This is a genomic window from Ruegeria sp. BA2 (genome assembly GCF_056539605.1).
This window is the reverse complement of the sequence record NZ_JBQFVE010000004.1, coordinates 72277-98577: the sequence shown is the minus strand read 5'-3', so window position 1 is coordinate 98577 and position 26301 is coordinate 72277. Positions and strand designations below refer to the sequence as shown.

The following is a 26301-nucleotide window of genomic DNA, read 5'->3' as shown; positions in this document are numbered from 1 at the left end:
GCCGCATTGTGCCCGCCTCTTATCGCCCTATAACAGAGACGAAATTCGACGAACGGCAAGGCAAATGTCCGACAACAGCGACAAGACCACTCATTTCGGGTTCGAAACCGTGCGCGAGGCTGACAAGGCCGGGCGCGTACAGGGCGTGTTCAACTCGGTCGCCTCGAAATATGACGTAATGAACGATGTCATGTCGATGGGCATCCACCGGGTCTGGAAAGACGCGATGATGGATTGGCTGGCTCCGCGCCCCGGTCAGCGGTTGCTGGACGTGGCAGGCGGTACTGGGGACATTTCCTTTCGCTTCCTCAAACGCGCGGGCCATGGCCACGCCACCGTTCTGGACCTGACCGAGCCTATGCTGATAGAGGGCCGCCAGCGCGCCGAGGCCGACCAGATGTCCGACAGTCTAAACTGGGTGGTGGGCGATGCAATGGCGTTGCCTTTCGAGGACAACACCTTTGATGTCTACACAATTTCCTTCGGCATTCGGAATGTGACACGCCCACAAGAGGCATTAAACGAGGCCTACCGCGTTCTGAAACCCGGTGGCCGTCTGATGGTTCTGGAATTCAGCCAGCTGCCCAATGACGGGTTGCAGAAGCTTTATGACCTCTACAGTTTCAATGTCATCCCGCGCATGGGTAAGCTGATCGCCAATGACTATGACAGCTATCAGTACCTTGTGGAATCGATCCGCAAATTCCCAGAGCAGGAGACGTTCCTGAACATGGTCCGCACCGCCGGGTTCGAAAACGCCAAATACCGCAACCTGAGCATGGGCATTGCCGCGCTGCATTCCGGCTGGAAAATCTAGATGCGCGGCCCTCACAACATCATTCGCCTGATCCGCACAGGCGCCACGCTCGAGCGCACCGGCGCCATGAATGTGGTCCTCGACGCTTTTGAGGCCCCGCGTGCGCTTCGCATCTTGGCCCATACGTTGGGGAAACCGTTCCAATGGCTGGGCTATAAAGGCGACCCCGAAATGCCGCCCGCCACACGCGCCCTTACAGCACTGGGTCCGGCCTATATCAAGTTCGGTCAGGTGCTTTCGACACGCCCTGATGTGGTCGGTGACGAGCTGGCCGCACAGTTGCGCGTTCTGCAAGACAAGCTCCCGCCATTTTCCAAAGCCGAAGCCATGGCTGAGGTCGAAAGAGAACTTGGCCAGCCGGTAGCAGAAATCTTCACCGAATTCAGCGAGCCCATTGCCGCAGCCTCGATCGCGCAGGTTCACAAGGCCAAACTGGTCAGCACCGGGGAAGACGTTGCCGTCAAAGTCCTCCGCCCCAATATCGAACGCGCGTTCCGTAAAGACGTCGACGCGTTCTATTTTGCCGCCCGCATCGTGCAACTTTTTGCGCCTGGTGCACGCCGCCTCCGCCCGATGGAAGTGATCGAGCATTTCGATGGCGTCGTGCGCGGCGAACTTGACCTGCGTCTGGAAAGCGCCGCCGCATCGGAATATGCCGCCAACACCAAAGACGATGCGGGCTTCTGGTTGCCACCGGTGGTTTGGTCATTGTCAGCACGCCGCGTGATGACACTCAGCTGGGCAGATGGAATACCATTGGGTGAAAATGAAGCGCTGGACGCCGCAGGTCACAACCGAAGCGATCTGGCCGAGCGGGTTTTGCGCCTGTTCCTGCTCCACGCCCTACGCGACGGCTATTTCCACGCCGACATGCATCAGGGCAATCTGAAGGTCGCCGCCAACGGCGATATCATTGCCTATGATTACGGTATCATGGGTCATATCGACGAATACACCCGCCGCGTCTATGCCGAGATCCTGTTTGGCTTCATCCGTCGCGACTATAAACGCGTCGCCGAGGTGCATTTCGAGGCCGGTTACGTCCCGGCCAATCAAGATGTCGACGAGTTTGCTCGCGCCCTGCGTGCTGTTGGAGAACCCATCTTCGGTATGGATGCCTCGCACATCTCGATGGGCCGCCTGCTGAACTACCTGTTCGAGGTCACCGAACGCTTTGGCATGGAAACCCGGACCGAGTTGATCCTACTGCAGCGCACAATGGTGGTCGTCGAAGGCGTCGCCCGTTCCCTCGACCCACATATGAACATCTGGGAAGTCGCCCGCCCCGTGGTCGAAGACTATATCAAAAAGTCAATCGGTCCGCGCGCAGCGCTGCGTGATTTTGGCAAAACCGCCTTAGTCCTTGCACGCTTTGGCCCGCGCCTGCCCACGCTGGTGGAAAACGCATTGATCGCCCAAACCCAACAAGACGAATCTCAAGGCTCTGGCTTGTCACGGATGATCCTGCCTGCGACCATCGGCGCGCTGGCTGGGGCAGCGATCACATTGCTCGTTACTTCGCTCGGCTAAACCAGATCCCGCAGCTTCATCTGGCTATAAATATCCTCGGGGGGAATCGCGCCCAAGCGCGATGGGGGGCAGACAGCCCCCCTAAACGGTTCGATATCAGAGCCGCTCGATTGCCAGCGCAATACCCTGACCGCCACCAATGCACATGGTGATCAACGCTTTGGATCCACCGATGCGCTCCAGCTCGTACAGAGCTTTGAGTGTGATGATCGCCCCGGTCGCTCCAACAGGATGACCCAATGCAATAGCTCCCCCGTTTGGGTTTACCTTCGAAGCGTCCAGCGCGAGCTCTTGATTGACCGCCAGAGCCTGCGCGGCGAAAGCCTCGTTGCTTTCGATCACATCAAAATCGCCTGCCGACAGACCTGTCTTTTTGAACAGGTTCTGAACCGCCGGAACAGGACCAATCCCCATGACTTCCGGGCGGACCCCGGCATGCGCATATCCCAGCACACGGGCCTTTGGCTTCAATCCAGCCTTCTCAGCCGCACCTGCCGTTGCCAGAACCATCGCGGCGGCGCCATCATTGATACCTGACGCATTTCCCGCCGTAACCCGGCCATCTTTCTTGAAGACCGGACGCAACCCTGCCAGCGCCTCCGCTGTTGTGGCTTTAGGGTGCTCGTCGACCATAAAATCAACCATCTCGCGCTTGACCTTGACCTGCACCGGAGCGATCTGGCTTTCGAAATACCCCGCCTCAATCGCAGCCGCCGCACGGGTCTGACTGGTCATTGCAAACGCATCCATCTGCTCTCGACTGATCTGATGTTCATCCGCCACGTTTTCAGCCGTGACCCCCATGTGACCCGTCCCGAAAGGACAGTTCAGTGCGCCCAGCATCATATCAAGCGACGAAACGTCCCCCATCTTCGCGCCCCATCGCGCCTGCGGAACGATGTAGGGGCTGCGCGACATGCTTTCAGCGCCGCCTGCCACTGCAAACTCGGCATCATCCAGCATCAGAGACTGCACCGCCGACACAATCGCCTGCGCGCCCGAACCGCACAAACGGTTCACATTCATTGCAGGGGTCCCGTTCGGAATACCCGCCTGCATCGCAGCAACCCGCGACAGATACATGTCTCGCGGCTCAGTATTGATCACATGACCAAAGACAACATGCCCGATCTGGCCACCCTCAACCCCCGATCGCTCAAGCGCTGCCTCGGTCGCCACAGTCGCCAGATCTATCGGAGCCGTCGACGCCAATGCGCCACCGAATGTTCCGATGGCAGTTCGCGCGCCATCCAAAATCACTATGTCAGTCATGTTCTCTCCTCCAAATCCCGTACGAATTATGCACTTGCAGCATGGTCTTCAAATTAGACGTACTGTCACGCCCGGAATTGACATTACGTTGCGCAACACGCATGAAATTCCGTCATGACGGAAAATACAGACGATATCCTGATACGCTTGCCCGCCCGCTTGAAAGAGGCGCGCCGGGTCAAAGGCCTGTCGCTCGAAGCGGTCGCCAACCTCAGCGGCGTATCCCGATCCATGGTCAGCCAGATCGAACGCGGTGAAAGCAGCCCCACGATCTCGACCCTATGGAACCTGACTCGCGCATTGCAGGTGGACTTTGCAGGGTTGTTGGAAGAGTCCAATACATCGGACCAGATCGAGACCCTCAGGAAATCCGAGGTGCCAAGCATCGACAACATGGGTGAAAAATGCCGAATTCGCATCCTCTCGCCCCCGGAAGAGGCAGGCAAGCATGAGGTATATGAAATTCAACTCCAGGCCGGTGGAAGCCTGAACAGCCAGCCCCACGCGCGGGGTGCGAACGAGCAGTTGACCGTTCTGGAGGGTGCAGTTCGCGTTACGTCGGGCACTGCGGTCAGCGATTTGCAACAAGGGGATACCGCCCGGTACGCTGCCGATATCGTGCATTCTATTTCCGCCGACCGACCTGCACGCGTATTTTTGATCGTGAAAAACGCCTGATTTGGCAATATTCCGCCTTCACGGATATTTTTCCTAAATATTGCATATCCCCTATTTGGGAATTTCATCCGCTATGTTAGACGTGCGACTCAGATTAACGGAGGTCGCCATGGCTGATGCATTCCTGTCCCATATTTCGGATACACTCGCACAGATTGAGGCCGAGGGCCTCTACAAGCGCGAACGAATGATCACCTCGCCTCAGGGCGGCGAGATTACGGTGGGCGACAAGCGGGTCATCAACCTGTGCGCCAACAATTATCTGGGTCTCGCGGATCATCCCGCCCTTATTGAAGCGGCCAAAGGCGCAATGGACCCCAAGGGGTTCGGCATGGCCTCAGTCCGTTTTATCTGCGGGACGCAGGATATTCACCGTGAGTTGGAACAGAAGCTGGCGAAGTTTCTGAACAAGGACGACGCAATCCTGTTCGCCGCCTGTTTCGACGCCAATGGAGGGCTGTTTGAGCCTTTGTTAGGGCCTGAAGACGCCATCATCTCGGACAGTCTGAACCACGCCTCTATCATCGACGGGGTGCGCCTGTGCAAGGCGAAACGCTACCGGTACATGAACAACGACATGAATGACCTCGAAGCCTGGCTGAAACAGGCGCGTGAAGACGGGGCGCGGCATATCATGATTGCTACCGATGGCGTATTCTCAATGGATGGCTATCTGGCCAACCTGCCGAAAATCCGTGAATTGGCCGACAAATATGATGCCGTCGTCATGGTCGACGATTGCCATGCAACGGGATTCATGGGGCCAAACGGTGCTGGAACGCCGGATCATTTCGGCGTGGATGTGGACATTCTGACGGGAACTCTGGGTAAGGCGCTGGGCGGGGCTATCGGCGGTTATATCGCCGGGCCGCAGCCAGTGATCGACCTGTTGCGGCAGCGGGCGCGGCCCTATCTGTTCTCAAATTCGCTGCCGCCTTCCATCGTCGCCGCTGGTTTGGAGGCGATCCGTTTGGTTGAAGAAGGCGACATGCTGCGCGCGCAACTGTTCGGCAATGCGCAATACTGGCGACAGGGGTTAGAGCAATTGGGCTTCGACCTGCTGCCCGGTGAACACCCGATCATTCCAGTCATGCTGGGTGAGGCGACACTGGCACAAGACATGGCATCGCGGCTGTTTGATGAGGGCGTATATGTCTCAGGCTTTTTCTTTCCGGTCGTCCCGCGGGGACAGGCGCGGATCAGGACGCAGATGAACGCGGCTCTGACTCGGGGTGAACTAGACCGAGCGCTCACTGCGTTTGGCAAGGTCGGCAAAGAACTGGGGGTGATCTGATGCGCCCCAACACCATGAAAGCTTTGGAGAAATCCAAGCCAGAGGAAGGTCTCTGGATGGTGCAGGCCCCAGTGCCCGAGATCGGTCCCGACGAGGTTCTAATCCGCATCAACAAGACCGGCATCTGTGGCACGGATATTCATATCTGGAACTGGGACGAATGGGCGTCGCACACGGTGCCGGTTCCGATGATCACGGGCCATGAATTTGCCGGGGAAATCGTCGAGATCGGGCGAAATGTAACCGGGCTGGAGGTCGGCCAACGTTGCTCGGGCGAAGGCCATCTGATTACCCCCGATAGCCGTCAAAGCCGCGCAGGCAAGTTTCATCTCGATCCCGGCACGCGGGGCATCGGGGTGAACGAACAGGGTGCCTTTGCGCAATACCTGAAATTGCCTGCTTTCAACATAGTGCCCCTGCCCGATGATGTGCCGGATGAGATCGGAGCCATTCTCGACCCGCTGGGCAATGCCGTGCACACAGCGCTCAGCTTCGATCTGCTGGGCGAGGACGTGCTGATCACCGGCGCGGGCCCTATTGGCATCATGACCGCCGCCGTCGCGCGGCATGCTGGCGCGCGGCATGTGGTCATCACGGATATCAACACCGATCGCCTGAAACTGGCTGAACATGTTGTTCCGACCGTGCGCACTGTGGACGTTTCGAAAGAGGATTTGCAGGATGTGATCGCTGAGCTTGGCATGTCCCAAGGATTTGACGTCGGGCTCGAGATGTCTGGTTCACAAGCTGCGCTGGACCAGATGGTCGAGGCTCTGGTGATGGGTGGTAAGATCGCATTGCTGGGGATTCCGCCGGGGAAATCCCCGGTCGACTGGTCGCGGATCGTGTTCAAGGCCATCACTATCAAAGGCGTCTATGGCCGCGAAATGTTCGAGACCTGGTACAAGATGATTGCCATGTTGCAGAACGGGCTGGATGTCAGCCGGGTGATCACCCACCGCTTCGCGGTTGATGACTTTGCCCAAGGTTTTGCAGCGATGAAATCCGGTCAGTCGGGCAAGGTGGTTCTGGACTGGACCTAACGCTCTGGCACCGCGCGGGTTTTGTCCCTAAACAGGGATAACCCCGCGCGTTTGGAGGAGCACATGGGCGACAATGACAGGTATCTGGAACGAGGGATCGAAGAGTCCTTGGTCACAGATTTCGCAGAGACTCACCGCAAAAGCTATGGCGATTTCCTACAACTCAAGACCCTGCTGAACCTGCAAAAGACTTTTCAGGACCCAGCCCAACCCGATGAGATGCTCTTCATCATCATCCATCAGGTCAGCGAGTTGTGGCTAAAGCTGATGCACCATCAATTGGTCGAAGTGCGTAGGTTTCTACAGCAGGATCAATTTGGCCCGGCGATGAAAAATCTTGACAGGATCAAGGCGATCCAACGGCAATTGATCGCGGCATGGGAAACACTGCTGACCATGACGCCCGCCGACTATATGACGTTCCGCGACGCCTTGGGCAGCTCGTCTGGCTTTCAAAGCTACGGCTATCGCCAGATCGAGTTTATTCTGGGCAACAAGGATCCCTCGACCCTGAAAGTACACATGCATGACCCAGAGGTCGTGGAGATGCTGAACGCGGCCCTCAGCAAGCCGTCGCTCTATGACGAAGTTCTGCATATGTTGGACCGGCAAGGGTTTGACGTGCCACAGGAATTGATAGAGCGCGACTATGCAAAGCCCTATTCCGGTGATCCGCGCGTCGTAAAGATCTGGGTCGAAGTATTCCGTGATACGGACAAATATTGGGATCTCTATGCGCTGGCAGAAAAGCTTATGGATGTGGAATCCCTATTCCAGCGGTGGCGGTTTGACCATGCAACAGCGGTTGAGCGCGTGATCGGTATGCAGCCGGGAACGGGTGGGTCCAGCGGCGTGGCCTTTCTGCGTAAAGCGCTGGAGTTGCGGTTCTTCCACGACCTCTACGACGTGCGAACCGAATTGATGTACGCGGGGGACTGAGTGATGCTGTATCGCGGTTTCACCCAAAGTGAGCTTGAGCAGGAATATTCCCCCAGCTCGATGGTTGGTGGCGATCTGACGCCCTATCTGGCCAGCTATTCAGCCCTCAGCACGCAGGCGCGGTCTGACCTAAAGGTGCGAGAAAACCTCTGTTACGGCGATAGCTCGGCACATGTTCTGGATTTCTTCCCCGCCCCTGGCGCCAACGCTCCGCTACATGTCTTCATACACGGTGGCTATTGGCAGGCACTCAGCCAGCGCGAGTCGGCCCCGATGGCACCGGTATTGCATGAGAACGGGCAAGCCTTTGCCACGCTGAATTATACGCTCGCCCCCGATGCCAGATTGGGGCAGATGGTCGACGAATGCCGTACCGCCTTGTTGTGGCTCGCGTCACAGGCCGAAACACTGGGTTTTGATCCATCAAACATCACGCTATCGGGTCATAGTGCAGGTGCCCATCTGGTTGCGATGGTGATGGCGACGTCTTCGAAGGCATTTGCGCAGGCTTGCCTGCGGGTGCGCAATGTGATCCTGATTAGCGGGATCTATGACCTTGTTCCGATCAGCCTGACCTCGGTGAATGATCCGCTGCAACTGACCAAGGTCGAGGTTCACGATCTCTCACCCTGCCTAAACCTGCCCGCACCGGGACCGCGTTACAGGGTAACCGTCGCCGAGCGGGATACGCCCGAGTTCATCCGCCAAAGCCGTGACTACGCGGAATTACTGCGCAAGGCCGGGCATTCGGTCAGTTTTGATCTGCAGAAGGGTAAACACCACTTCGACATCATCATGCCATCGGGCACGTTTCTGTCGTCGCGCGGCGAGTAACCGGCAAAAGAAAACAGCGGCCTCGTGGGGCCGCTGCTTCAAGTTTCTTCTCTGAACCGGATCAGTCCAGCGTACGCGTGACCTCTTCGCGTTCGAAAATCTCGATCACGTCGCCGGCGCGAATATCGTCGTAATTCTCGAACGCCATACCGCATTCCTGACCCGACTGAACCTCGGCCACTTCATCCTTGAAGCGCTTGAGGGTCTTCAGCGTACCTTCGTGGATCACCACGTTGTCGCGCAGCAGGCGTACGCCAGCCGAGCGGCGGGCAACACCTTCGGTGACCAGACAGCCGGCAACTTTGCCAACACCGGTAACCTTGAAGACCTCTTTGATCTCGGCGTAACCGATGAACTTTTCTCGAATCTCGGCGCTCAGCAGGCCCGATGCGGCTGCTTTCACGTCATCAACCAGATCGTAGATCACCGAGTAATACCGGATCTCGACGCCCTTCTGGTTCGCAGTATTCCGCGCCGATGCGTTGGCACGGACATTGAAACCAAAGATCGGAGCGCCGGAGGCTTCGGCCAGGCCGACATCCGTCTCGGTGATCGCACCAACGCCCGAGTGTAGAACACGTACGCGCACTTCGTCATTGCCGATCTTCTCCATCGCCTGAACGATGGCTTCGGCAGAGCCCTGCACATCCGCTTTCATCAGAATAGGCAGCTCGGTGACGTTTTCGTCTTCCTTCGCCTTCTGCATCAGCTGTTCAAGGGTGGTCGCGGCACCGGCGGCGGCGCGTTTGTCCTTGGCGGCTTGCTCACGATAAGCAGCGATCTCACGGGCCTGCGCTTCGGTCTCGGTCACGTTCAGAACGTCACCTGCTTCGGGCGTGCCGTTGAGCCCCAGAACCTCGACCGGAACCGAGGGGCCAGCTTCTTTGACGCGGTCGCCCTTGTCGTTGATCAGCGCACGCACCTTACCGTACTGCTCACCCACGACAAAGATATCGCCCTGACGCAGCGTGCCGTTCTGAACCAGAACGGTAGCGACGGGGCCACGGCCCACATCCAGCTGCGCCTCAATCACGGCACCTTGGGCGGCGCGATCTGGGTTGGCTTTCAGTTCCAGAATCTCGGCCTGCAGCGCAATGGCTTCCAGCAATTCGTCCAGACCCTGACCAGTCATGGCCGAGACCTCAACGTCCTGAACCTCACCCGACATCTTCTCGACGATCACTTCGTGCTGCAGCAAGTCAGTGCGGACTTTGTCGGGGTTCGCGTCGGGCTTGTCGATCTTGTTGATCGCCACGATCATCGGCACTTCGGCCGCTTTGGCGTGGTTGATCGCCTCGATCGTCTGCGGCATCACCGCGTCGTCGGCGGCAACAACCAGAACCACGATATCCGTGACCTGAGCACCGCGAGAGCGCATCGAGGTAAAGGCCGCGTGGCCAGGCGTATCCAGGAAGGTCAGCGTGGTGCCGCCGTCGGTTTTCACCTGATAGGCACCGATATGCTGGGTGATGCCACCAGCTTCGCCGGCAACAACACGCGCGTCGCGGATCGCATCCAGCAGCGAGGTCTTACCGTGGTCAACGTGGCCCATGATGGTGATAACCGGCGGACGCGGCTGCAGGTCGTCATCGCTGTCTTCGACCTCTTTAATGACGTCTTCAACATCCGAATCAGAGACACGCGTGACCTTGTGGCCAAATTCTTCGATGATCAGTTCAGCCGTGTCGGCGTCGATGGTCTGGTTTTGCGTAACCATCATGCCCATCTGCATCAGCGATTTGACAACGTCAGCCACACGCTCGGCCATACGGTTGGCCAGTTCCGAGACCATGATCGCCTCGGGCAACTGCACATCGCGGATCACCTTTTCCCGCTCGACCGTACCGCCCATGGCTTTCTGGCGCGCCCGCTCTTGCTTGCGCTTCATCGCAGCCATCGAGCGTTGGCGGTTGCCTTCGCCACCGGTGGCCTGACCCAGTGTCAGCTTGCCCGAACGACGATTATCGTCACGGCCTTTGCCACGACCGCGTTGTTCGCGCTCACGATCCTGTTTACGCGGCGCTGCTGCAGGTGCAGGCTTGTTGGCAGGACTGCGCGCGGCTTTAGGCTCGGCAGGGGCCGGAGCGGCAGCAGCTCGCTGGGCGGCTTCTTCAGCCTCTTTGCGCTTGCGCTCTTCTTCTTCGGCCTTGGCACGTGCACGCTCTTCAGCCTCACGCTGTTCGCGGTCCTTGGCTTCTTGCTCGGCCCGGCGGCGTGCGCGTTCTTCTTCGCGCGCCTTTTCCTGTGCCTCACGGGCTGCAGCCTCTTCGGCTTCGCGCGCCTTGGCGGCCTGCAGCGCCTTCATCCGGCGCGCCATTTCCGCATCGGAAATGCCCGCAGGACGGCGCGAAGGATCACCCGAGGGTGTTGCACCACCACTAGGTTTGGTCGCGCCCGGCTTGGGTACGACCACGCGTTTGCGTTTGGTCTCCACCACGACATTCTTGGTGCGTCCGTGGCTGAAACTCTGTTTCACATTTCCGGGGCGTGCCCCGCCACGAAGACCCAATGTCTTTTTGCCGTCACTATCGCTCATAAAGCTTCTTACCCTTCCGAGCGGCCCTTGCCGCCGTCATCCTTTTCGCGCAAGCCACGCAGGCGCTGCGCTTCCTCTACAACACGTTTGGCGAGTCCGCCAGAGGCCAAGGCCGCATGAATCACGGTTTGGCGCCCAAATGCCGCCCCAAGCTCGTCCGCAGTCAGCCAGCCGATGTATTTGCCGAAGTGCGGCGTGCTGAGTTTCGACTTGCCGCGCCCCGATCCATCCGAGGCCTGAATCAGTACCTGAGCCTCTTCCCGGTCCAGCCACGACTTGACTTTTTCATAGCCCGCGACCGCATCCCCGGACTTACGCGCCAGACTGATCAGCTCGATCACCCGACGCGCGACCTGTTTCTCAACCTCATCGGTCAGATCCTTGGCCGCGCTCACTTGCGCCTTGAACCCGCGCGAGAACAGTTTCTTGCCGATCGCCTTGTCCAGCGCCGCGCGATCCGCCGCGACGTAAACCCCGCGCCCCGGCAATTTCGCCGCGACATCGGGAAAGACCTGACCGTCCGGCCCCGTCACAAAGCGGATCAAGCCATATTTAGGCTGAACCTCGCCCGTGGCGATGCACTTACGCTCTGGCCCATCCGACCGATCCTTATGGACGCCACCGCGACCCATGTCAGCCACCCGAGGCCTGAGATCAGGCCTCGACCTCCTCGTCGGATGCTTCGCCGTCTTCTTCTTCGGCAGGCTCCAGCTCGGCCGGGTCAACCCAGCCCAGCATGATGCGCGCGGTCATGACCAGATCCTGTGCTTCTTCCAGCGTCACGCCGAAAGGCTCAAGTACCCCATCATCCTTGATGCGTTCGCCATCGACTGTGGTCCAGCCACCGGCCAGCTCCCAGTCAGCGCAGGTTGCGAAGTCTTCCAAAGTCTTCACATCGTCCTTGGCCAGCGCCTCTACCATTTGGGGTGTCAGGCCTTCGAATTCAATAAGGCTGTCCTCGGCACCCAGCGCACGGGCTGCATCCAACGCCGCCTTGGCCTGTGCCTCTAGGAATTCGCGCGCACGGGTCTGCAGTTCCTGCGCCGTACCTTCGTCAACACCGTCGATGACCAGCAGTTCGTCGATCTCGACATAGGCCACTTCTTCCAGATTGGTGAAACCTTCGGACACCAGCAGCTGAGCAAAGAACTCGTCCAGATCGAGGCTTTCCATGAACAGCTGGGTGCGGGCCTCGAATTCCTTCTGACGACGCGCCGATTCTTCGGCCTCGGTCATGATGTCGATATCCAGATTGGTCAGCTGGCTGGCCAGACGCACGTTCTGACCGCGGCGACCGATGGCGAGGGACAGCTGTTCTTCTGGCACAACAACTTCGATCTTGCCCGCTTCTTCGTCCAGAACCACCTTGGAAACCTCGGCAGGCTGAAGCGCATTCACCAGGAAGGTCGGCTGATCTTCGTTCCACGGGATGATGTCGATCTTTTCACCTTGCAGCTCGTTCACGACGGCCTGCACGCGGCTGCCGCGCATACCAACGCAGGCACCGACGGGGTCAATGGACCCATCGTAAGAGATCACAGCAATCTTGGCGCGCGAACCGGGGTCGCGGGCCACGGCCTTGACCTCGATGATGCCGTCATAGATTTCCGGCACTTCCATTTTGAACAGCTCGGCCATGAATTCAGGCGCGGTGCGCGACAGGAATATCTGGTGGCCACGAACTTCGCGGCGAACCTCTTTGATGTACGCACGCACACGGTCGTTCGGGCGATAGCTTTCGCGGCCGATCTTATCATTGCGGCGCAGAACGGCCTCGGCCCCACCCAGATCGACGATGACGTTGCCGAATTCTTCGCGTTTGACGGCACCGTTGATGATGGTGCCGGCGCGGTCCTTGAACTCTTCGTACTGACGGTCACGCTCAGCTTCGCGGACCTTCTGCAAGATCACCTGCTTAGCGGACTGTGCCGCGATACGGCCCATTTCAACCGGCGGCACTTCTTCCACGAAGACGTCACCGACCTCAGGGTTTTCCATGTACTGTTTGGCCTGCTCGACGGTGAACTCGGCCTGATAATTCTCAAGCTCTTCATCCTCGACCACGGTGCGCACCCGGGTAAAGGTCGCACGGCCAGTTTTGCGGTCGATGGACACGCGAATGTCCATTTCCGCGCCATAGCGGCTTTTTGCGGCACGGGCGAGCGATTCCTCCATCGCTTCGACAACCAGGCTGGGGTCGATCATCTTTTCGCGGGCCACGGCCTCGGCGGTCTGCAGCAGCTCCAGCTGGTTGGCTGAGGTGATTGCCATCAGTTCGTCTCCTCTTCGGACCCTTCGGTCTCAATCTCGTCGAAAGCGTTTTCGTTCAGGGCGTCCGCGTCTTTGCGCTGGCGCAGCATTTCCTTGATCAGGTCATCGGTCAAGACCAGCTTGGCATCGCTAAGCCAGTCGAATTGCAGACCGATGGTGATGGTCTCATCGCCCTCAGGGATGTTGATCAAAACCTCATCCCCTTCGATCCCGGCCAGCTCACCCTTAAAGCGGCGGCGGCCATCGATCAGTTCAGCAGTCTCGATCTTGGCTTCATACCCCTCAAAGGTCTCAAAATCCTTGAGACGGGTTAGCGGGCGGTCGATGCCGGGGCTGGACACTTCAAGTGTATAGGCATCCAAAATCGGGTCCTCGACATCCAGCGTGGCGCTAACCGCGTTCGAAATCTCGGCGCAGTCATCCACTTCGATGCCGCCATCGGGCTTGTCGGCCATGATTTGCAGCGTGGTCTGCTTGCCGCTCATCAGGCGGATGCGCACCAGCTCATACCCCAGATCCTCGATCACCGGGGTGATGATCTCGGCCAGTCGCCGGTCAATGGCAGCTTTGGCTATCAGGTCGTTTGTCATTCAGGTTCTCTACCCTGTCATCGGGCACAAAAAAACGGGCGCGCGGCCCGTCGATCTTTTCCGGTGGAGCCCCGGACCGAAGTCCAACGCGCCGCTGTTGCAACTGCATATACGCAGGAGTTTCCGAGTCTGCAACCCCCGGCGCAAATCGTGATCAGAATTACGCCAACCACCACCGTTCAGCAATGCGCCCATCGTCCAGTGCAGCCTTGCCTATCTGCCGGGGCATGCCGACATGCGCAGCAACGGCCAGCGCCATTTCAGCTTCGGATGGATGATAGCGCAGACCGCGCTGTGAAATCAGGCCTTCGCCCGCAGGCATTGCAGCAACATCCACATATCCATCGCGCAGCGCCTCTGCCCGCACCTTGGCATCCGGGATCACGATGATCTCAATCGCATCGGCCCAACCTGCGGCACCGATTTTGTAGTGTTCGGCCACCCGGCTCGCCAGAAAATGGCGCTCGTCCTCGGCCCGTTCTACTCGGTAACAACCGGTGCCATTGGCTTGCGCCAGTGGCGTCACCCCATCTCGGGCGACCACAAAACGGGAATCCGCCAGCAGGAATGGTAGACCTGGATTGCTTTCGGCCAGTTGCAGTCGCACACGTTTAGGGGCGATGGCCTCGGCCTGTCCGATCTGGATCAGAACGGACAGAGCATCTTTCACGTCCAACTTGGTACCATCGTGGAACATTACATCATCGCGCAGATCAAAGCTCCAGACCCGAGCATCAGCGTCGGTCTGCCAACTGCTCGCCAGCTCTCCGCGTAGCGTGCCATCGGGCGCGATCTCGGTCAGAGTGTCGAAAACTGCACCGCGCGCCACCTGTTCCAAACTATTGTCGCGCGGCACCGCCAACCGGAGCGTACCGCCCTGCTTAGGTGTATCAGCCAATGACGCTCCCGTCGCGGCCAGCAACGCAGCAGCGGCACCCGAGGCAAATAACGCGCGGCGATCGATTCGGGTCATACCGCCCCCTCCGCCACGCGATCCATGATCCGGACCAGTTCCGCGCTGATCCCGGGTTCTGACAAGGCGTGTCCGGCTTGGCGTACCATCTTCAGCTCGGCATTGGGCCAACGCTCTGACAGGGTCCAAGCGGCCTGCGGCGGGCAGATCATATCATAGCGTCCCTGAACGATATGGCCGGGGATATGAGCGATCCGATCTATCTGATCCAGAATCTGACCGTCATATTCCAGAAATGCCTTGTTGGTGAAATAGTGGTTCTCCAGCCGCGCAAAGGTGCGCGCATATTCACCCGGGCTTTCACCCACCGACCCGTTTGTGTGGATCGAGGCCAGCGCGTTTTCCCAATGCGACCAAGCGCGCGCATAGAGAATCTCGGTCGCGCGGTCGCCAGAAAACAGGCGCTTGTGATAGGCGGCGATGGCGTCTCCAAGCTCTTGCTCGGGCAAAAGAGACGTGAACTTAGCCCATTGCTCGGGCCAGAACTTGCCTGCACCGCCGCCATAGAACCAATCCAATTCGGCCTGCGTGGCCAGAAACACGCCGCGCAGCACAAGGCGCGTGACACGATCAGGATGCGTCTGCGCGTAGATCAGTGCCAGTGTTGCACCCCAACTGCCGCCAAAGACGATCCAATCGTCGATGTCGAATAGGGTTCGCAACCGCTCGATATCCGCCACCAAATGCCAGGTCGTGTTGTCCTCGACCGAGGCTGTGGGTCGTGAGCGGCCACATCCGCGCTGATCAAACAGAATCACCCGATAGACGTCAGGATCGAAATAGCGCCGCATCGCTGGGCTGCACCCGCCGCCCGGCCCGCCATGCAGGATCACCACCGGCATCCCCTCGGGATTGCCGCATTGTTCCACATATATGCGGTGCCCATCGCCCATATCGACCACGCGCTGATCGAACGGATCGATCGGCGGGTAAAGATATTGAACTGCGCGCTTTTGGTCCGGGTACTTGTCCATTATGGCCCTATATAGTCCTTAAGCGTAAAAGAGCACACGGAGACAGGAATGCAAGCGCATCCGAACACGGTGGACCCGTCCGAGATCGCAAAATTCGAGGCTATGGCGGCTGAATGGTGGGATCCTCACGGGAAATTCAAGCCTCTGCACATGCTGAATCCGTGCCGTCTGGATTATATCACGCAGCAAATTGCCGGGGAATTTGACCGCGATCTCAAGGATTCGCGCCCGTTCGAGGGGCTGCGCCTGCTGGATATTGGCTGTGGCGGAGGGTTGTTAAGCGAACCCATGGCGCGTTTGGGCGCGACAGTCGTTGGCGCGGACGCCGCCGAGGGCAACCTGCCCGTCGCCCGCATCCACGCGGAACAATCGGGACTAGAGATCGACTATCGCCACACCACCGCCGAGGATATGGCCGCCGCAGGTGAACAGTTCGACGTGGTGCTGAACATGGAGGTGGTCGAGCATGTGGCCGAACCGCTTGGCTATCTGACCGCCACGCAGCAATTGTTGAAACCCGGCGGATTGAAGGTGTGTTCGACCATCAATCGCAACCCTAAATCCTATGCGATGGCCATTTTTGGGGCCGAGGTCGTCATGCGCTGGCTACCCCGCGGCACGCATGAATGGAACAAGTTCATCACTCCCGATGAGTTGTTTGATCTGCTGCGCCAGGCCGGGCTGGAGCCGGTCGACCGCAAGGGCTTCGTCTTCAACCCGCTTCTATGGAGCTGGTCGATCTCGGATCGGGACTTGAGCGTGAACTACGTGACGGCAAGTTTGAAACCGGGGTGAGTTTGGGTGATGGCTGGACATTCAACGATATTTCGGGCGTCAAGCGTTCCTCAAAAGCAGCCCATAAGATCTTTGGGAACTTCGGTTTTGAAATTCTTACCAGGTACTTTTCCAAACCTCACAGCACCTCTGCGTCCATGTTTGACAGAAATCAAGCATCTCTCGCGATAAGTATTGAGCCAATCCGAGCCCGCCGTATCGGCTGCAAGCATAGATTTCAGAGCTTTGGCACTCATTGATCGAGCATCTGACCACGCCTTGACAACACCTGGTTGGCCGTGCTCCGCTTTGTTCTCAGTGGCAAGACCTTCTCTCATCAAATCAGTGGACCCTGAAATTGCCTGGGACGCATATTTCGTGTGTACCATATAGAATCCGGTTGGCATTTCTGGAACAAAAGACTTTCTTTGAGACCTGGGAACACTTACCCCATGCCCCCAATACCCCCATCCATGAGAAGTTCCGAAGGCTTTGGAATAATGGCCGTCTGGATAAACAAACTTCCGCTGCAAAGAAAATGGCTCGTTTTGAATAAGCTCTTCTTCGTCTGTGGTACGCAACAATTGAAGACCCAGAGCAAACAGAACTCCGGTTTTTGATGTTCGACAGATGTCCCCAAGTCCTCAGTACAAAGATGGGTCGTAGACCAAAAGCTCATCATCGTCGGTTCGAAAAACCCAATCATAGTAATACGACAGAGAAGACTGGAGGTTGTTGAGCGCATTGTTCCTGCGTTTATCAAAATCGATCAAAGTGTCTCTGGGAACACCAATAACTGATGCAAGTGGTGCAATTTCTCGGTGCAACGGATCATTGCCATGAGATAAAACAAAAAGATTAGAAGCGCCCACAACCTCCGAATGATGACGATACCATTTTTCAAGAAGCTCATAGTTTTTGTAGCACATTGTGATTATGCAAATTTTCATATTGTTCATCTCATAAAGCGACTTGTGCGAAAAAAGCTGTAGCGGTCTGATCTGAGAGGTATGCTTGGATCGTTAGTGCATAGTCTTCACTTTTCCACCGATTTTGATTTTCTGTCGCTGGATATCGAGTTCGCATTGGTAGATGCGTATCTTTGAAGATCGAATTAGCCTCAGCATTTAGCATTATATCTCCGCAATCATGTGGCGTAATCGCACAAACTCTCTCTACTCTCCCTCCAACTGCAACCGTAAATCCCTCAACACCGGCAGCGTGCTGCGGACCCGCTCCAGCCCCAGCTCTCCGACGACACGGTTGATCAGCGGGGCAATGGACGAAATCGCCTGATCGCGTGCGCGGCGACCGGCGGGGCTGATGGCGACCATCTTGCGGCGGGCGTCGTCCCAGTCGGGGCGGATGTGGATGTATCCGGCCCATTCCAACTTGGCCAAGGTGTTAGTCATCGCGCCTCGGGTCACATGAAACGTGCTGGCCAGTTGCGCCGGTGTGCGCTCGTCGCCGACAAACACTAGATGGTTCAGCACCGAGAAATGCGAGATTTCCATGCCTTTGGGCAGCACCCGGCTCAGCCGGTTGCGCAATAGCTGATCGGCGGTCAGGATCTCGCTGAACAGCGTGACCGCAAGGGCATTTTTTTCGTCCGTCATATCTCGGTTCTGGATCAGGGCCCGTCAAAAGGCCGAACATGCGTCAACGAGGGCACGCGGCGGCGCGCCTCGGACACAGAACTATCATCCAAATCGAAAATGTGAATGCCCGGAACGGTACCTGCGTCGATCAGCACCTCTCCCCAAGGGGCCACAACCATGCTGTGACCGTGCGTGTACCGCGTCTTACCGCGGGTTTTGGGGTGTTCACCGGTTTGCGCCGGGGCAATCACCCAGCAGCCGGTCTCAATCGCCCGCGCCCGCAGCAACGATTCCCAATGCGCCGCGCCCGTAACCGGCGAAAACGCGGCAGGCACTGTCAGGATATGTGCCCCCGCCTGCGCCAGCGCGACGTAGAGATGTGGGAAACGGATGTCGTAGCATATGGTCAGGCCGACCTTACCGAAATCTGTCTCGGCAATCACCGCCTGTTCGCCGGGTCGATAGTTCTTTGATTCGCGGAAGGTCTCGGTTTCCGTAACCTGCACGTCGAACATGTGGATCTTGTCATAACGCGCCACGATCTGCCCCTGCGGGTTGATCATGAATGAGCGGTTGGCAAAGCGCCCATCGGCATCGTGGGTCTTGATCGCGAGCGACCCAATCAGCAGCCAGACGCCCAATGCGGCGGCCTGTTCGCGCAGGCCTGCCAGAGTGATGTCGTCTTCTTCATGCTGCAGAACCTCGCGCTGCCGCGTGGTGCTGGTGGACACGCAATTCGTGACTTCTGGTGTCAGAATGAATTGCGCGCCTTGATTGGCCGCCTCGGCCATCATGGCGCGCACCATGTCCAGATTTTCAGCCGGATCATCCGACGAGGTGATCTGCAGCAGCGCGGTTTTCATCAGGCCGCGAGCAGACGATCCAGCTTGCCCTGACGCTCAAGCTCATAAAGATCATCGCATCCACCGACATGTGTGGTGCCGATAAAGATTTGAGGCACGGTGCGTTTGCCGCCGGCCCGCTGAATCATCTCGGGCTTACGTTTTGGATGCACCAGCACGTCGACTTCTGAAAACTTGACGCCTTTCTGTTTCAACAAGCGTTTCGCGGCGTGGCAAAAGCCGCACAGCGGCGAGGTGTAGATTTCTACCGGCTTCATATTCCGTCCCTTTGGGTTTCGCACATTCTTGGGCGAATTAGGCATCCTTGGCAACGCGTGCCAGTACCAACACGAAAATATGATTTGCCCCTGACGCCTGGCAGACACGCGCGCAAGCTTCAAGCGTCGCGCCCGAGGTCATGACATCATCTACCAGCAGAACGTCTTTTCCCCGCATCAGGTGCGCGCGTTTGCAGTGAGCCTCGATGACATTGGCGAGCGTTAGGGAGCGCTCAGCGGCTGTTTTGCCATCCAGTACAGGCGTGCGGATTGTACGCACCAGAAGATCAGGACAAACTGCCAGACCCGTTTCCCGACCCAGATGATGCGCAAGTTGGGCTGACTGGTTGTAACGACGGCGGATCAATCGGGTCCAATGCAAGGGTACCGGTGCAATCAGCATGTTTGGGCGGAACAGCTCTTGCCCAGCGTGCGCCATCCAGCGCGCAGCCGGGCGGGCCAGTTCTGGACGGTCGCCGTGTTTCAACGCCAGCACCAGTGATTTGGCGGCACCCTGATACAACAGCGCTGCCCGGCCATCTTGCCACGCGCGCGGCGTTCTCAGGCAATCGTCACATTCGATCCGATGCCCGTCCCGTGCACCAGGAACCGGAACGCCGCAGCAATCGCAAACCGCGCCGCCGATGAAAGGCGTGTCGCGCCAGCACGGGCCGCAAAGGCCAAAGTCCGACTCGGTCAATGCACCGCAGGACAGGCAGCGCGGGGGATAGATCATCTCGACTACGGTTTGAATCCCCTGACGAATGCGATACTTGCGGCTTATGAAACTTCCGTCCGACACTGCACCTTCTCTGATTGACCGATCTGCGCTTGCCCTTCATCGCCGCCGCTCACGGGACGATGCGCTTTTCCTGCACCGAGCCGCCGTTGACGAGGTGCAGGATCGTCTGTCCATGGTTAACAAAACCTTTAGAGCACCAGCTGTCGTGACGCCGTACCCCGATATCTGGCTGAAGGTGTGGCCCGATGCCCGGATCATCGCAGATGATGAGGTTCTGGACCTGATGCCGGGGACGCATGACCTGGTCATACATGCGATGGCCCTGCACTGGGCCAACGACCCGGTTGGCCAGTTGATCCAGTGTCATCGCGCTTTGAAACCCGACGGTTTGCTGCTAGCGGTCTGCTTAGGAGGCGACACGCTGCAGGAACTCCGCGCGGCATTGGGTCAGGCTGAGATTGAAGTAACAGGCGGTCTTAGCCCACGGATTGCGCCCATGGCCGAGCTCCGCGATATGGGCGGACTGTTGCAGCGGGCAGGCCTAGCCCTGCCCGTGGCCGACAAAGCAAGCTTATCGGCCGAGTATCGCGATCTCACGCATCTAATGCAGGATCTGCGGGCTATGGGGGAAACGAACGCCCTATCAGGTCGCCTGAAACAACCGACACGACGCGCTGTGTTCGACAGGGCGCAAGACATCTATGCCGAGCACTTCTCAACCCCCGAAGGACGCTTGATCGCAACGTTCGAACTGATCTGCCTGACAGGTTGGGCGCCTGATGAAAGCCAGCCCAAACCTTTGCGCCCAGGATCAGCCCAAATGCGCCTTGCTGATGCGCTGGGTACAGAAGAAGGCAATCTGCCCGATTGACGACCCGGCTTTTACCGTTATCTCAGGCCAGACGCCATAATTCAGGAAGCCCTAAATGTTTGATGCCACCCGTCCTGCACACGCCCCGGAAGACCATCCCAAGGTTAAGATGGGCCGCGTTGGTATCCTGCTGGCCAATTTGGGGACACCGGATAGTTATGATTACTGGCCGATGCGGCGGTATCTGAATGAATTCCTGTCAGATAGACGGGTGATCGACTATCCGGCATGGAAGTGGCAACCGATCTTGCAGGGGATCATCCTGAGCAAACGGCCCTTCAGCTCGGGTGAGGCATACAAATCGATCTGGAACCATGACAAGGGTGAAAGCCCGCTGATGACGATCACCAAAGATCAGACCGCCAAGTTGCGCCTCGCAATGCACGACCGGTACGGCGACCAGGTGATGGTTGATTTCTGCATGCGCTACGGCAATCCGTCGACCATGTCGAAAGTGCGCGAGATGGTGACCGCAGGATGCGACCGCATCCTGTTCTTTCCCCTCTATCCGCAATATGCCGGTGCGACGACTGCCACCGCGAACGATCAGTTCTTCCGCGCGTTGATGAAAGAGACATGGCAGCCAGCCAGCCGAACTGTTCCGGCCTATTTCGACGAACCTGCCTATATCGATGCGTTGGCTAGCTCGGTTGAGCGCGCCTATGCAGAGATGGAGACAAAACCGGATGTCTTGGTGTGCTCGTATCACGGAATGCCCGAGCGCTATTTGCAGCAGGGGGATCCCTATCACTGCCAGTGCGTTAAAACATCAAGGCTACTGAAAGAGCGTTTGGGATGGGCGGATGATCAACTGATCTCAACCTTCCAGTCTCGCTTTGGTCCCGAGGAATGGCTGAAGCCCTACACCGTTGATCACGTGGCTGATCTGGCGCGTCAGGGTAAGAAGAACATCGCCGTCATCGCACCTGCGTTTTCTGCCGATTGCATCGAGACGCTGGAAGAGATCAACGAAGAGATCAAAGAAAGCTTCGAAGAGGCGGGTGGTGAATCCTTCACCTATATCCCCTGCCTCAATGACGATGATTCGCATATCGCGGCGTTGGGCAAGGTGATCGAAGACAATCTGCGCGGCTGGTTGGATTGATCGCGCGCTTTGTCCGGGCATAGAAAAAGGCGGTGGTTTGCACCACCGCCTTTTAAATGCAAAAAGTCTCGTCGACTTAGCTTGCTGCAACAGCTGCGGCAACAACAACCAGCAGGATCAGCGGCAGGATGATGCCCTGCGACGAACCTTGGGTTTCTTCGACAACAACAGGTGCTTCAACAACCGGCTCTTCCAGGTTGCCAGCATATGCGGTCGAAGCAGCAGCAGTCAGAGCAGCAGCGAGAACGAGTTTCTTCATATTAACCTCCAGAATTTGCGCGATTCCCAATAGCGAAACCACGCATCTAAGACTTACCTCGTGAGTTTTTCTAATCAGCAATGCAGGGGGATTGCAATTGCAACTTGCCTCACAGGCGGGTTCGTGCGCGAAAATGTCGTCAAATTAGCAACACTTGCGTGCCAACCTTGGCCATAGAAAACAGCTCGGCAATGTCCTCGTTGAACAAACCAATGCACCCGTTCGAAGACCGACGACCGATTTTGCGCGTATCATGGGTGCCGTGGATGCGATAATACTTCCAGCTAAGGTATAAAGCGTGCGTTCCCAATGGGTTATCTGGGCCTGGCGGAATATAATCCGGCCATTCGGGGTTACGCTTCTTCATTGAAGGTGTCGGCGACCAGCTTGGGCCTTCCACTTTGCGGATGACACTGGTGCGTCCCCGACGGGTCAATTCCTCGGTCAGAGGCACCGACGAAGGGTACAGTTTGTATACAGATTGATCATCTGACCAATAATGCAGCGCCCGCGAAACGGTATCCACAAGGATGGCACCGTTTCTTGTGTTCGAGAAGTATGGCTGCCAATCCAGCGCACGGAAGCCAGATACGTTGCGACGCACCTGAGGTTCAGGCTCGGGCGCCGGGCGCAGAGGGTCTCCGGGGATGTACTGGGCCAGCGCAGGCGAGGCCAAACTGGCGGTGGCACCCGCCAGAAATCCGCGGCGTGTCGAAGTGTAAATGCGTTTCTTGACCATGAGGAGCGGTCCTTTGCTAACAAAAATGCAAAATCTGATGCATTTTATGGCCAGAATGCTTCAGTCGCAAATCAAACCGGCAGATTCACGCGAGGATCGGCCATTGTGGGTTTGCCCCGGACACTCAGGCAGGCTATTTCCCTTGTTAACACTACATTCAGGCCGATCATGACACGTATTCTTTCCCTTCTCGCGATTTGTTTTTTTGCTCTGGCGGCATGTACCGATTCGGGTACGACCGCTATTGGCGCGGATGGCAGACCGCTGCCGTCCGTTTATAAAATCCGAGGCAATCCCGAAAAGCTGCAGTTCAGAATGCTGGATTCGGTGAATGCGCTGCGTCAGGCGTCTGGTCTGCAACAGGTGCAATTGAACTCGCAATTGAATGCGGCGGCAGCGACTCATTCGAAAGACATGGCCCGTCAGAATCGGCCCTGGCATTTCGGGTCTGATGGCTCTTCTCCGTTGGATCGTGCATCACGGGCTGGGTATTTTGGTACATTCCTGGGTGAAGCGATCTCGGAAACCTATGAAACCGAGACCGAGACACTGGCGGCGTGGATGCAGGAACCCGGCCCCCGCGCAGTGATTATGGATCCCAAAGCCTCGCAGATGGGGTTTGCGTGGCATCAGGAAAATGGCGGCAAAATCTGGTGGACGCTGGAAATGGGAACTGGCGGTTAATCGTCGCCATATACGCGACAAAAAAGCCCCCGATTGTCGGGGGCTTTTTTGTTACAGAAGGGGCATTCAGGCCGCTTGCATCGATTGTGCTTCGGTTAGAATTGCATAGAGCTTTACCGGATCAGGATTGGCGCGCAGTTTTGCGCAGACCGACTGCTCTCGCAGAGTACGCGAGACCAACGCCAGCGCCTTGAGGTGTTCCACACCCGCATCTTCCGGCGCAAACAGCGAAAATGCAAGATCAACAGGCTGACGGTCGACCGATCCAAAATCGATGGGCTTTTCCAACATCACGAACACGCCGGAGACCGATTCCAGTTCGGACAGACGCGCATGTGGAAGCGCTACACCATGGCCAACGCCAGTTGGACCAAGGCTTTCACGCTCAAGCAGGCTGTCAACAATCGCCTGCGCATCCAGCCCGAGAGTGGCGGCACCTACGTCGCCAATTTCCTGAAACAGACGCTTCTTGCTGGACGCAGCCGAAAGGACGCGCACCGCTTCGGGCTTAAGAATGCTCGAAAGCTCCATCATTTTGCTCCTAGCCCCTGCCCCTTGTGTTAAGGGGCGGGCCATCTAGTTCTTGCCTGTTAAGGATCGATCCAGCCGATATTGCCGTCTTCACGGCGATATACGACGTTCAACCCGTCCTTGTTCTCATTCCGGAACACCAAAACCGGCGCACCGGCAAGTTCCATCTGCATAACGGCTTCACCAACACTGAGCGATGGGATCTTGGTTTCCATCTCAGCCACAATCATAGGCTGCAGTGAATCAGGCTCGTCAGCTGTCTCCGATTCGTCAGAGGCGAGGATATAAGAGGACGCGCCAAAGAGTTCAACCGGCTCGGATCGATCCTTATGGTGGTCCTTCAAACGGCGCTTATAGCGGCGCAGTTGTGTCTCCATCTTGTCACAGCAGCCTTCGAACGCCGCATAAATCTCGGTCGCGTGCGCCTTGGCCTGAGCGGTCAGACCAGTCGACAAGTGGACAGTGGTTTCGCATACATATTCATGCGCCGAACGGGAAAAGACGACGTTGGCGTCTGTTGGCCGCTGAGCATATTTGCCCACGACCTCGCCCAGTTCGGTCTGCACATGGGTCTGCAGGGCCGCACCGATGTCGATCTGTTTTCCGCTGATTTGGTAACGCATGTGATCTCCTTCACAATTCACACCCATTCTGACGTCGCGTTACGCGACTGACTTGTTTTTATCGGGTGGGGGGTATCGGCATGTTCTGCGGTTGCCGTTGGCCCGGCCCTTCAATGAAGGGAGATCGAGATCCAGCCTGGAACCGAAGAAATGCCATAGGCCAATTGAGCCAAGAGGTGAGGGAAGAGTCAATCAAAACAGGTGTGTATATACGTGATTTCCGCCATGCACCCGGCGCATTTCCGCGCAAGCCTATGAAATACGGAAGTTTTCGCCCAAATAAACCCGACGAACATTTTCGTTCTCGACCACTTCGTCAGGCGTGCCGGACATCAGGACCTGACCGTCATGCAGAATATAGGCCCGATCCACAATCTCCAGCGTTTCCCGGACGTTGTGATCCGTGATCAGAACGCCAATGCCCCGCTTTTTCAGATCGGCCACAAGGTGCCGGATATCGCCAACGCTGATCGGGTCGACACCTGCGAAAGGTTCGTCCAACAGCAGATATTTCGGATCAGCGGCAAGACAGCGCGCAATCTCGACCCGTCGGCGTTCTCCGCCTGAAAGCGCCAATGCTGGCGCGCGGCGCAGGTGTTCGATCGAGAAATCCGACAGCAGCTCTTCAAGCCGTTCTTTTCTGCGATGCGCGTGTTTGACGGTGATATCCAGAACCGAGGCGATATTATCCTCAACGCTCATGCCCCGAAAAATCGACATCTCCTGCGGCAGATATCCGATCCCCAACCGGGCGCGGCGATACATCGGCAGGGTCGTCACAGTCTGACCGTCAATTGTGACAGTCCCGGCCTCGGGAAACACCAGCCCCGCAACGGAATAGAATGTGGTGGTTTTGCCCGATCCGTTCGGGCCCAGCAAAGCCACAACCTCGGACCGGTTCAATTCCATGGACACATCACGGATGACGGTTTTCTTGCGATATGATTTGCGCAGCTTTTCGATCTTCAGACCGGAAGAGCCTTCGGCGATCGAAAGTTCAGGCCGGTTCATCAGTTGCCACCCTGTTGCAGAATGGTTTTAACACGCCCCGACATCGTCGCGGTTCCGGTCGTGAGGTTCGCGATCATCTCATCGCCGCTTATGATACTAGGGCCCTGCGTCAGTAACACATTGCCTTTCATCTCGATCACGCCGGAATCGATGGTGTATTCCGCCCAATCGCCCTCGGCCGCATCAGGTGGGCTGACCAGCACAACGTTATCCGTCGCTTCCATCCGCTCGATGGCTGAACGTTGTTCGTTGTAGATGACAAGGACGCGGTCTGCGGTCAATCGCATCTCACCCTGAATGACGATGACATTGCCGATAAATTCGGCCGATCCGTCTGCCTGATTCACGTTCAGCGTCTCGGAGGTCACTTCAACCGGGAGGGTTGGGTCAGCGTTGACCGAGCCAAATGCCACCTGAGCCTCTTGCGCAGAAGCAGGCGCAGTACCCACTGCTGCGGCAAAACACAAAACGGCGACACGTAAATCGAACACAA

At 57.5% G+C, this 26301-nt stretch carries 30 protein-coding genes; 11 read left to right on the top strand and 19 right to left on the bottom strand.

Annotation, left to right across the window (positions count from 1 at the left end; translation table 11 throughout):
* Positions 1-64 precede the first annotated feature (64 nt).
* Positions 65-817, top strand: a complete 753-nt coding sequence (gene ubiE / locus ACR0NN_RS10495) for a bifunctional demethylmenaquinone methyltransferase/2-methoxy-6-polyprenyl-1,4-benzoquinol methylase UbiE (protein WP_170725308.1) — start codon at positions 65-67, stop codon at positions 815-817.
* The gene (gene ubiB / locus ACR0NN_RS10490; RefSeq protein WP_170725309.1) at positions 818-2347 is read left to right on the top strand and encodes a 2-polyprenylphenol 6-hydroxylase; all 1530 of its coding nucleotides are present in this window, start codon (positions 818-820) and stop codon (positions 2345-2347) included.
* Positions 2348-2443: 96 nt separating this feature from the next.
* Here ubiB and ACR0NN_RS10485 read toward each other — a convergent pair whose 3' ends face one another.
* Positions 2444-3619 (bottom strand): acetyl-CoA C-acyltransferase family protein, encoded by a 1176-nt coding sequence (locus ACR0NN_RS10485; RefSeq protein WP_480684612.1) that lies wholly within the window; start codon positions 3617-3619, stop codon positions 2444-2446.
* Between the two features lie 114 nt (positions 3620-3733).
* Between ACR0NN_RS10485 and ACR0NN_RS10480 the strand changes: the two genes are divergently transcribed.
* The 5 genes from ACR0NN_RS10480 to ACR0NN_RS10460 all read left to right on the top strand — a co-directional run bounded on the left by ACR0NN_RS10480 (position 3734) and on the right by ACR0NN_RS10460 (position 8407).
* Positions 3734-4297: an XRE family transcriptional regulator gene (locus ACR0NN_RS10480; RefSeq protein WP_170685126.1), complete on the top strand. Its 564-nt coding sequence runs from the start codon at positions 3734-3736 to the stop codon at positions 4295-4297.
* Between the two features lie 109 nt (positions 4298-4406).
* Positions 4407-5591, top strand: a complete 1185-nt coding sequence (locus ACR0NN_RS10475; protein WP_170725311.1) for a glycine C-acetyltransferase — start codon at positions 4407-4409, stop codon at positions 5589-5591.
* A 14-nt stretch (positions 5592-5605) separates the two neighbouring features.
* On the top strand, positions 5606-6634 hold the full coding sequence (gene tdh, locus ACR0NN_RS10470; RefSeq protein ID WP_170725396.1) for an L-threonine 3-dehydrogenase: 1029 nt from the start codon (positions 5606-5608) through the stop codon (positions 6632-6634).
* Positions 6635-6697: 63 nt separating this feature from the next.
* Entirely contained in the window at positions 6698-7573 is an 876-nt protein-coding gene (locus ACR0NN_RS10465; RefSeq protein WP_480684609.1) for a tryptophan 2,3-dioxygenase, read from the top strand.
* A gap of 3 nt (positions 7574-7576) precedes the next feature.
* Entirely contained in the window at positions 7577-8407 is an 831-nt protein-coding gene (locus ACR0NN_RS10460; protein ID WP_170725313.1) for an alpha/beta hydrolase, read from the top strand.
* A gap of 61 nt (positions 8408-8468) precedes the next feature.
* Here the strand turns inward: ACR0NN_RS10460 and infB are convergent, their stop codons facing one another.
* From infB to pip, 6 genes are all read right to left on the bottom strand, one after another.
* Positions 8469-10943, bottom strand: a complete 2475-nt coding sequence (gene infB, locus ACR0NN_RS10455; RefSeq protein WP_170725314.1) for a translation initiation factor IF-2 — start codon at positions 10941-10943, stop codon at positions 8469-8471.
* 8 nt (positions 10944-10951) lie between these two features.
* Positions 10952-11575, bottom strand: coding sequence for an RNA-binding protein (locus tag ACR0NN_RS10450; RefSeq protein ID WP_170725315.1), 624 nt, complete (start codon positions 11573-11575; stop codon positions 10952-10954).
* 22 nt (positions 11576-11597) lie between these two features.
* Positions 11598-13214, bottom strand: a complete 1617-nt coding sequence (gene nusA / locus ACR0NN_RS10445; RefSeq protein WP_480684606.1) for a transcription termination factor NusA — start codon at positions 13212-13214, stop codon at positions 11598-11600.
* Positions 13214-13804, bottom strand: a complete 591-nt coding sequence (gene rimP / locus ACR0NN_RS10440; protein ID WP_170725317.1) for a ribosome maturation factor RimP — start codon at positions 13802-13804, stop codon at positions 13214-13216. Before rimP ends, nusA begins: the two co-directional genes overlap by 1 nt.
* Before the next feature lie 160 nt (positions 13805-13964).
* Entirely contained in the window at positions 13965-14777 is an 813-nt protein-coding gene (locus tag ACR0NN_RS10435; protein ID WP_170725318.1) for an ABC transporter substrate-binding protein, read from the bottom strand.
* Positions 14774-15751 (bottom strand): prolyl aminopeptidase, encoded by a 978-nt coding sequence (gene pip / locus ACR0NN_RS10430; RefSeq protein WP_170725319.1) that lies wholly within the window; start codon positions 15749-15751, stop codon positions 14774-14776. The genes ACR0NN_RS10435 and pip overlap by 4 nt, the downstream gene beginning before the upstream one ends.
* A gap of 48 nt (positions 15752-15799) precedes the next feature.
* Here pip and ubiG point away from each other — a divergent pair, with 48 nt between their 5' ends.
* Complete coding sequence (gene ubiG / locus ACR0NN_RS10425; protein WP_170725320.1) at positions 15800-16546, top strand: bifunctional 2-polyprenyl-6-hydroxyphenol methylase/3-demethylubiquinol 3-O-methyltransferase UbiG; 747 nt, start codon at positions 15800-15802, stop codon at positions 16544-16546.
* Positions 16547-16596: 50 nt separating this feature from the next.
* On the opposite strand, the gene ACR0NN_RS10420 is transcribed toward ubiG, so the two are convergent.
* From ACR0NN_RS10420 to ACR0NN_RS10395, 6 genes are all read right to left on the bottom strand, one after another.
* Entirely contained in the window at positions 16597-17106 is a 510-nt protein-coding gene (locus tag ACR0NN_RS10420) for a hypothetical protein (RefSeq protein WP_480684603.1), read from the bottom strand.
* A 63-nt stretch (positions 17107-17169) separates the two neighbouring features.
* On the bottom strand, positions 17170-17454 hold the full coding sequence (locus ACR0NN_RS10415) for a glycosyltransferase family 2 protein (RefSeq protein WP_170725322.1): 285 nt from the start codon (positions 17452-17454) through the stop codon (positions 17170-17172).
* A 246-nt stretch (positions 17455-17700) separates the two neighbouring features.
* On the bottom strand, positions 17701-18141 hold the full coding sequence (locus ACR0NN_RS10410; protein ID WP_170334681.1) for a MarR family winged helix-turn-helix transcriptional regulator: 441 nt from the start codon (positions 18139-18141) through the stop codon (positions 17701-17703).
* A gap of 14 nt (positions 18142-18155) precedes the next feature.
* Positions 18156-18986 (bottom strand): carbon-nitrogen hydrolase family protein, encoded by an 831-nt coding sequence (locus ACR0NN_RS10405; RefSeq protein ID WP_170725323.1) that lies wholly within the window; start codon positions 18984-18986, stop codon positions 18156-18158.
* On the bottom strand, positions 18986-19243 hold the full coding sequence (grxC, locus tag ACR0NN_RS10400; RefSeq protein WP_170685105.1) for a glutaredoxin 3: 258 nt from the start codon (positions 19241-19243) through the stop codon (positions 18986-18988). The genes ACR0NN_RS10405 and grxC overlap by 1 nt, the downstream gene beginning before the upstream one ends.
* Before the next feature lie 37 nt (positions 19244-19280).
* A complete protein-coding gene (locus ACR0NN_RS10395; RefSeq protein ID WP_170725324.1) occupies positions 19281-19979 on the bottom strand; it encodes a ComF family protein in 699 nt (232 codons plus the stop codon).
* A gap of 46 nt (positions 19980-20025) precedes the next feature.
* Here ACR0NN_RS10395 and ACR0NN_RS10390 point away from each other — a divergent pair, with 46 nt between their 5' ends.
* Positions 20026-20856, top strand: a complete 831-nt coding sequence (locus tag ACR0NN_RS10390) for a methyltransferase domain-containing protein (RefSeq protein WP_170725325.1) — start codon at positions 20026-20028, stop codon at positions 20854-20856.
* Between the two features lie 55 nt (positions 20857-20911).
* On the top strand, positions 20912-21961 hold the full coding sequence (gene hemH / locus ACR0NN_RS10385; RefSeq protein WP_170725326.1) for a ferrochelatase: 1050 nt from the start codon (positions 20912-20914) through the stop codon (positions 21959-21961).
* 76 nt (positions 21962-22037) lie between these two features.
* Here the strand turns inward: hemH and ACR0NN_RS10380 are convergent, their stop codons facing one another.
* Both ACR0NN_RS10380 and ACR0NN_RS10375 read right to left on the bottom strand, forming a co-directional pair.
* Positions 22038-22220: a hypothetical protein gene (locus ACR0NN_RS10380; RefSeq protein ID WP_010442520.1), complete on the bottom strand. Its 183-nt coding sequence runs from the start codon at positions 22218-22220 to the stop codon at positions 22038-22040.
* Between the two features lie 139 nt (positions 22221-22359).
* Positions 22360-22959 (bottom strand): L,D-transpeptidase, encoded by a 600-nt coding sequence (locus ACR0NN_RS10375; RefSeq protein ID WP_170725327.1) that lies wholly within the window; start codon positions 22957-22959, stop codon positions 22360-22362.
* Between the two features lie 168 nt (positions 22960-23127).
* Between ACR0NN_RS10375 and dalA the strand changes: the two genes are divergently transcribed.
* Positions 23128-23643: a divisome-associated lipoprotein DalA gene (gene dalA, locus ACR0NN_RS10370; protein WP_170685096.1), complete on the top strand. Its 516-nt coding sequence runs from the start codon at positions 23128-23130 to the stop codon at positions 23641-23643.
* Positions 23644-23709: 66 nt separating this feature from the next.
* Here dalA and ACR0NN_RS10365 read toward each other — a convergent pair whose 3' ends face one another.
* The 4 genes from ACR0NN_RS10365 to ACR0NN_RS10350 form a co-directional block, all read right to left on the bottom strand.
* Positions 23710-24174, bottom strand: coding sequence for a PTS sugar transporter subunit IIA (locus tag ACR0NN_RS10365; RefSeq protein ID WP_170725328.1), 465 nt, complete (start codon positions 24172-24174; stop codon positions 23710-23712).
* A 59-nt stretch (positions 24175-24233) separates the two neighbouring features.
* On the bottom strand, positions 24234-24797 hold the full coding sequence (gene hpf, locus ACR0NN_RS10360; RefSeq protein ID WP_170685092.1) for a ribosome hibernation-promoting factor, HPF/YfiA family: 564 nt from the start codon (positions 24795-24797) through the stop codon (positions 24234-24236).
* A 252-nt stretch (positions 24798-25049) separates the two neighbouring features.
* A complete protein-coding gene (lptB, locus tag ACR0NN_RS10355; protein ID WP_170685090.1) occupies positions 25050-25808 on the bottom strand; it encodes an LPS export ABC transporter ATP-binding protein in 759 nt (252 codons plus the stop codon).
* Positions 25808-26299, bottom strand: a complete 492-nt coding sequence (locus ACR0NN_RS10350; RefSeq protein ID WP_170725329.1) for an LptA/OstA family protein — start codon at positions 26297-26299, stop codon at positions 25808-25810. Before ACR0NN_RS10350 ends, lptB begins: the two co-directional genes overlap by 1 nt.
* Between the last annotated feature and the right edge of the window lie 2 nt (positions 26300-26301).

What these genes read in the sequence shown, in the direction of transcription:
- ubiG (WP_170725320.1), top strand. Translation starts at nt 15,800, where the DNA reads ATGCAAGCGCATCCGAACACGGTGGACCCGTCCGAGATCGCAAAATTC.
- ACR0NN_RS10485 (WP_480684612.1), bottom strand. Translation starts at nt 3,619, where the DNA reads ATGACTGACATAGTGATTTTGGATGGCGCGCGAACTGCCATCGGAACA.
- rimP (WP_170725317.1), bottom strand. Translation starts at nt 13,804, where the DNA reads ATGACAAACGACCTGATAGCCAAAGCTGCCATTGACCGGCGACTGGCC.
- infB (WP_170725314.1), bottom strand. Translation starts at nt 10,943, where the DNA reads ATGAGCGATAGTGACGGCAAAAAGACATTGGGTCTTCGTGGCGGGGCA.
- ACR0NN_RS10475 (WP_170725311.1), top strand. Translation starts at nt 4,407, where the DNA reads ATGGCTGATGCATTCCTGTCCCATATTTCGGATACACTCGCACAGATT.
- ACR0NN_RS10410 (WP_170334681.1), bottom strand. Translation starts at nt 18,141, where the DNA reads ATGACGGACGAAAAAAATGCCCTTGCGGTCACGCTGTTCAGCGAGATC.
- dalA (WP_170685096.1), top strand. Translation starts at nt 23,128, where the DNA reads ATGACACGTATTCTTTCCCTTCTCGCGATTTGTTTTTTTGCTCTGGCG.
- grxC (WP_170685105.1), bottom strand. Translation starts at nt 19,243, where the DNA reads ATGAAGCCGGTAGAAATCTACACCTCGCCGCTGTGCGGCTTTTGCCAC.
- ACR0NN_RS10395 (WP_170725324.1), bottom strand. Translation starts at nt 19,979, where the DNA reads ATGATCTATCCCCCGCGCTGCCTGTCCTGCGGTGCATTGACCGAGTCG.
- ACR0NN_RS10450 (WP_170725315.1), bottom strand. Translation starts at nt 11,575, where the DNA reads ATGGGTCGCGGTGGCGTCCATAAGGATCGGTCGGATGGGCCAGAGCGT.
- ACR0NN_RS10465 (WP_480684609.1), top strand. Translation starts at nt 6,698, where the DNA reads ATGGGCGACAATGACAGGTATCTGGAACGAGGGATCGAAGAGTCCTTG.
- ACR0NN_RS10435 (WP_170725318.1), bottom strand. Translation starts at nt 14,777, where the DNA reads ATGACCCGAATCGATCGCCGCGCGTTATTTGCCTCGGGTGCCGCTGCT.
- ACR0NN_RS10415 (WP_170725322.1), bottom strand. Translation starts at nt 17,454, where the DNA reads ATGTGCTACAAAAACTATGAGCTTCTTGAAAAATGGTATCGTCATCAT.
- ACR0NN_RS10405 (WP_170725323.1), bottom strand. Translation starts at nt 18,986, where the DNA reads ATGAAAACCGCGCTGCTGCAGATCACCTCGTCGGATGATCCGGCTGAA.
- pip (WP_170725319.1), bottom strand. Translation starts at nt 15,751, where the DNA reads ATGGACAAGTACCCGGACCAAAAGCGCGCAGTTCAATATCTTTACCCG.
- ACR0NN_RS10375 (WP_170725327.1), bottom strand. Translation starts at nt 22,959, where the DNA reads ATGGTCAAGAAACGCATTTACACTTCGACACGCCGCGGATTTCTGGCG.
- nusA (WP_480684606.1), bottom strand. Translation starts at nt 13,214, where the DNA reads ATGGCAATCACCTCAGCCAACCAGCTGGAGCTGCTGCAGACCGCCGAG.
- ACR0NN_RS10480 (WP_170685126.1), top strand. Translation starts at nt 3,734, where the DNA reads ATGACGGAAAATACAGACGATATCCTGATACGCTTGCCCGCCCGCTTG.
- ACR0NN_RS10365 (WP_170725328.1), bottom strand. Translation starts at nt 24,174, where the DNA reads ATGGAGCTTTCGAGCATTCTTAAGCCCGAAGCGGTGCGCGTCCTTTCG.
- ACR0NN_RS10390 (WP_170725325.1), top strand. Translation starts at nt 20,026, where the DNA reads ATGAAACTTCCGTCCGACACTGCACCTTCTCTGATTGACCGATCTGCG.
- hpf (WP_170685092.1), bottom strand. Translation starts at nt 24,797, where the DNA reads ATGCGTTACCAAATCAGCGGAAAACAGATCGACATCGGTGCGGCCCTG.
- hemH (WP_170725326.1), top strand. Translation starts at nt 20,912, where the DNA reads ATGTTTGATGCCACCCGTCCTGCACACGCCCCGGAAGACCATCCCAAG.
- lptB (WP_170685090.1), bottom strand. Translation starts at nt 25,808, where the DNA reads ATGAACCGGCCTGAACTTTCGATCGCCGAAGGCTCTTCCGGTCTGAAG.
- ubiE (WP_170725308.1), top strand. Translation starts at nt 65, where the DNA reads ATGTCCGACAACAGCGACAAGACCACTCATTTCGGGTTCGAAACCGTG.
- ubiB (WP_170725309.1), top strand. Translation starts at nt 818, where the DNA reads ATGCGCGGCCCTCACAACATCATTCGCCTGATCCGCACAGGCGCCACG.
- ACR0NN_RS10380 (WP_010442520.1), bottom strand. Translation starts at nt 22,220, where the DNA reads ATGAAGAAACTCGTTCTCGCTGCTGCTCTGACTGCTGCTGCTTCGACC.
- tdh (WP_170725396.1), top strand. Translation starts at nt 5,606, where the DNA reads ATGAAAGCTTTGGAGAAATCCAAGCCAGAGGAAGGTCTCTGGATGGTG.
- ACR0NN_RS10460 (WP_170725313.1), top strand. Translation starts at nt 7,577, where the DNA reads ATGCTGTATCGCGGTTTCACCCAAAGTGAGCTTGAGCAGGAATATTCC.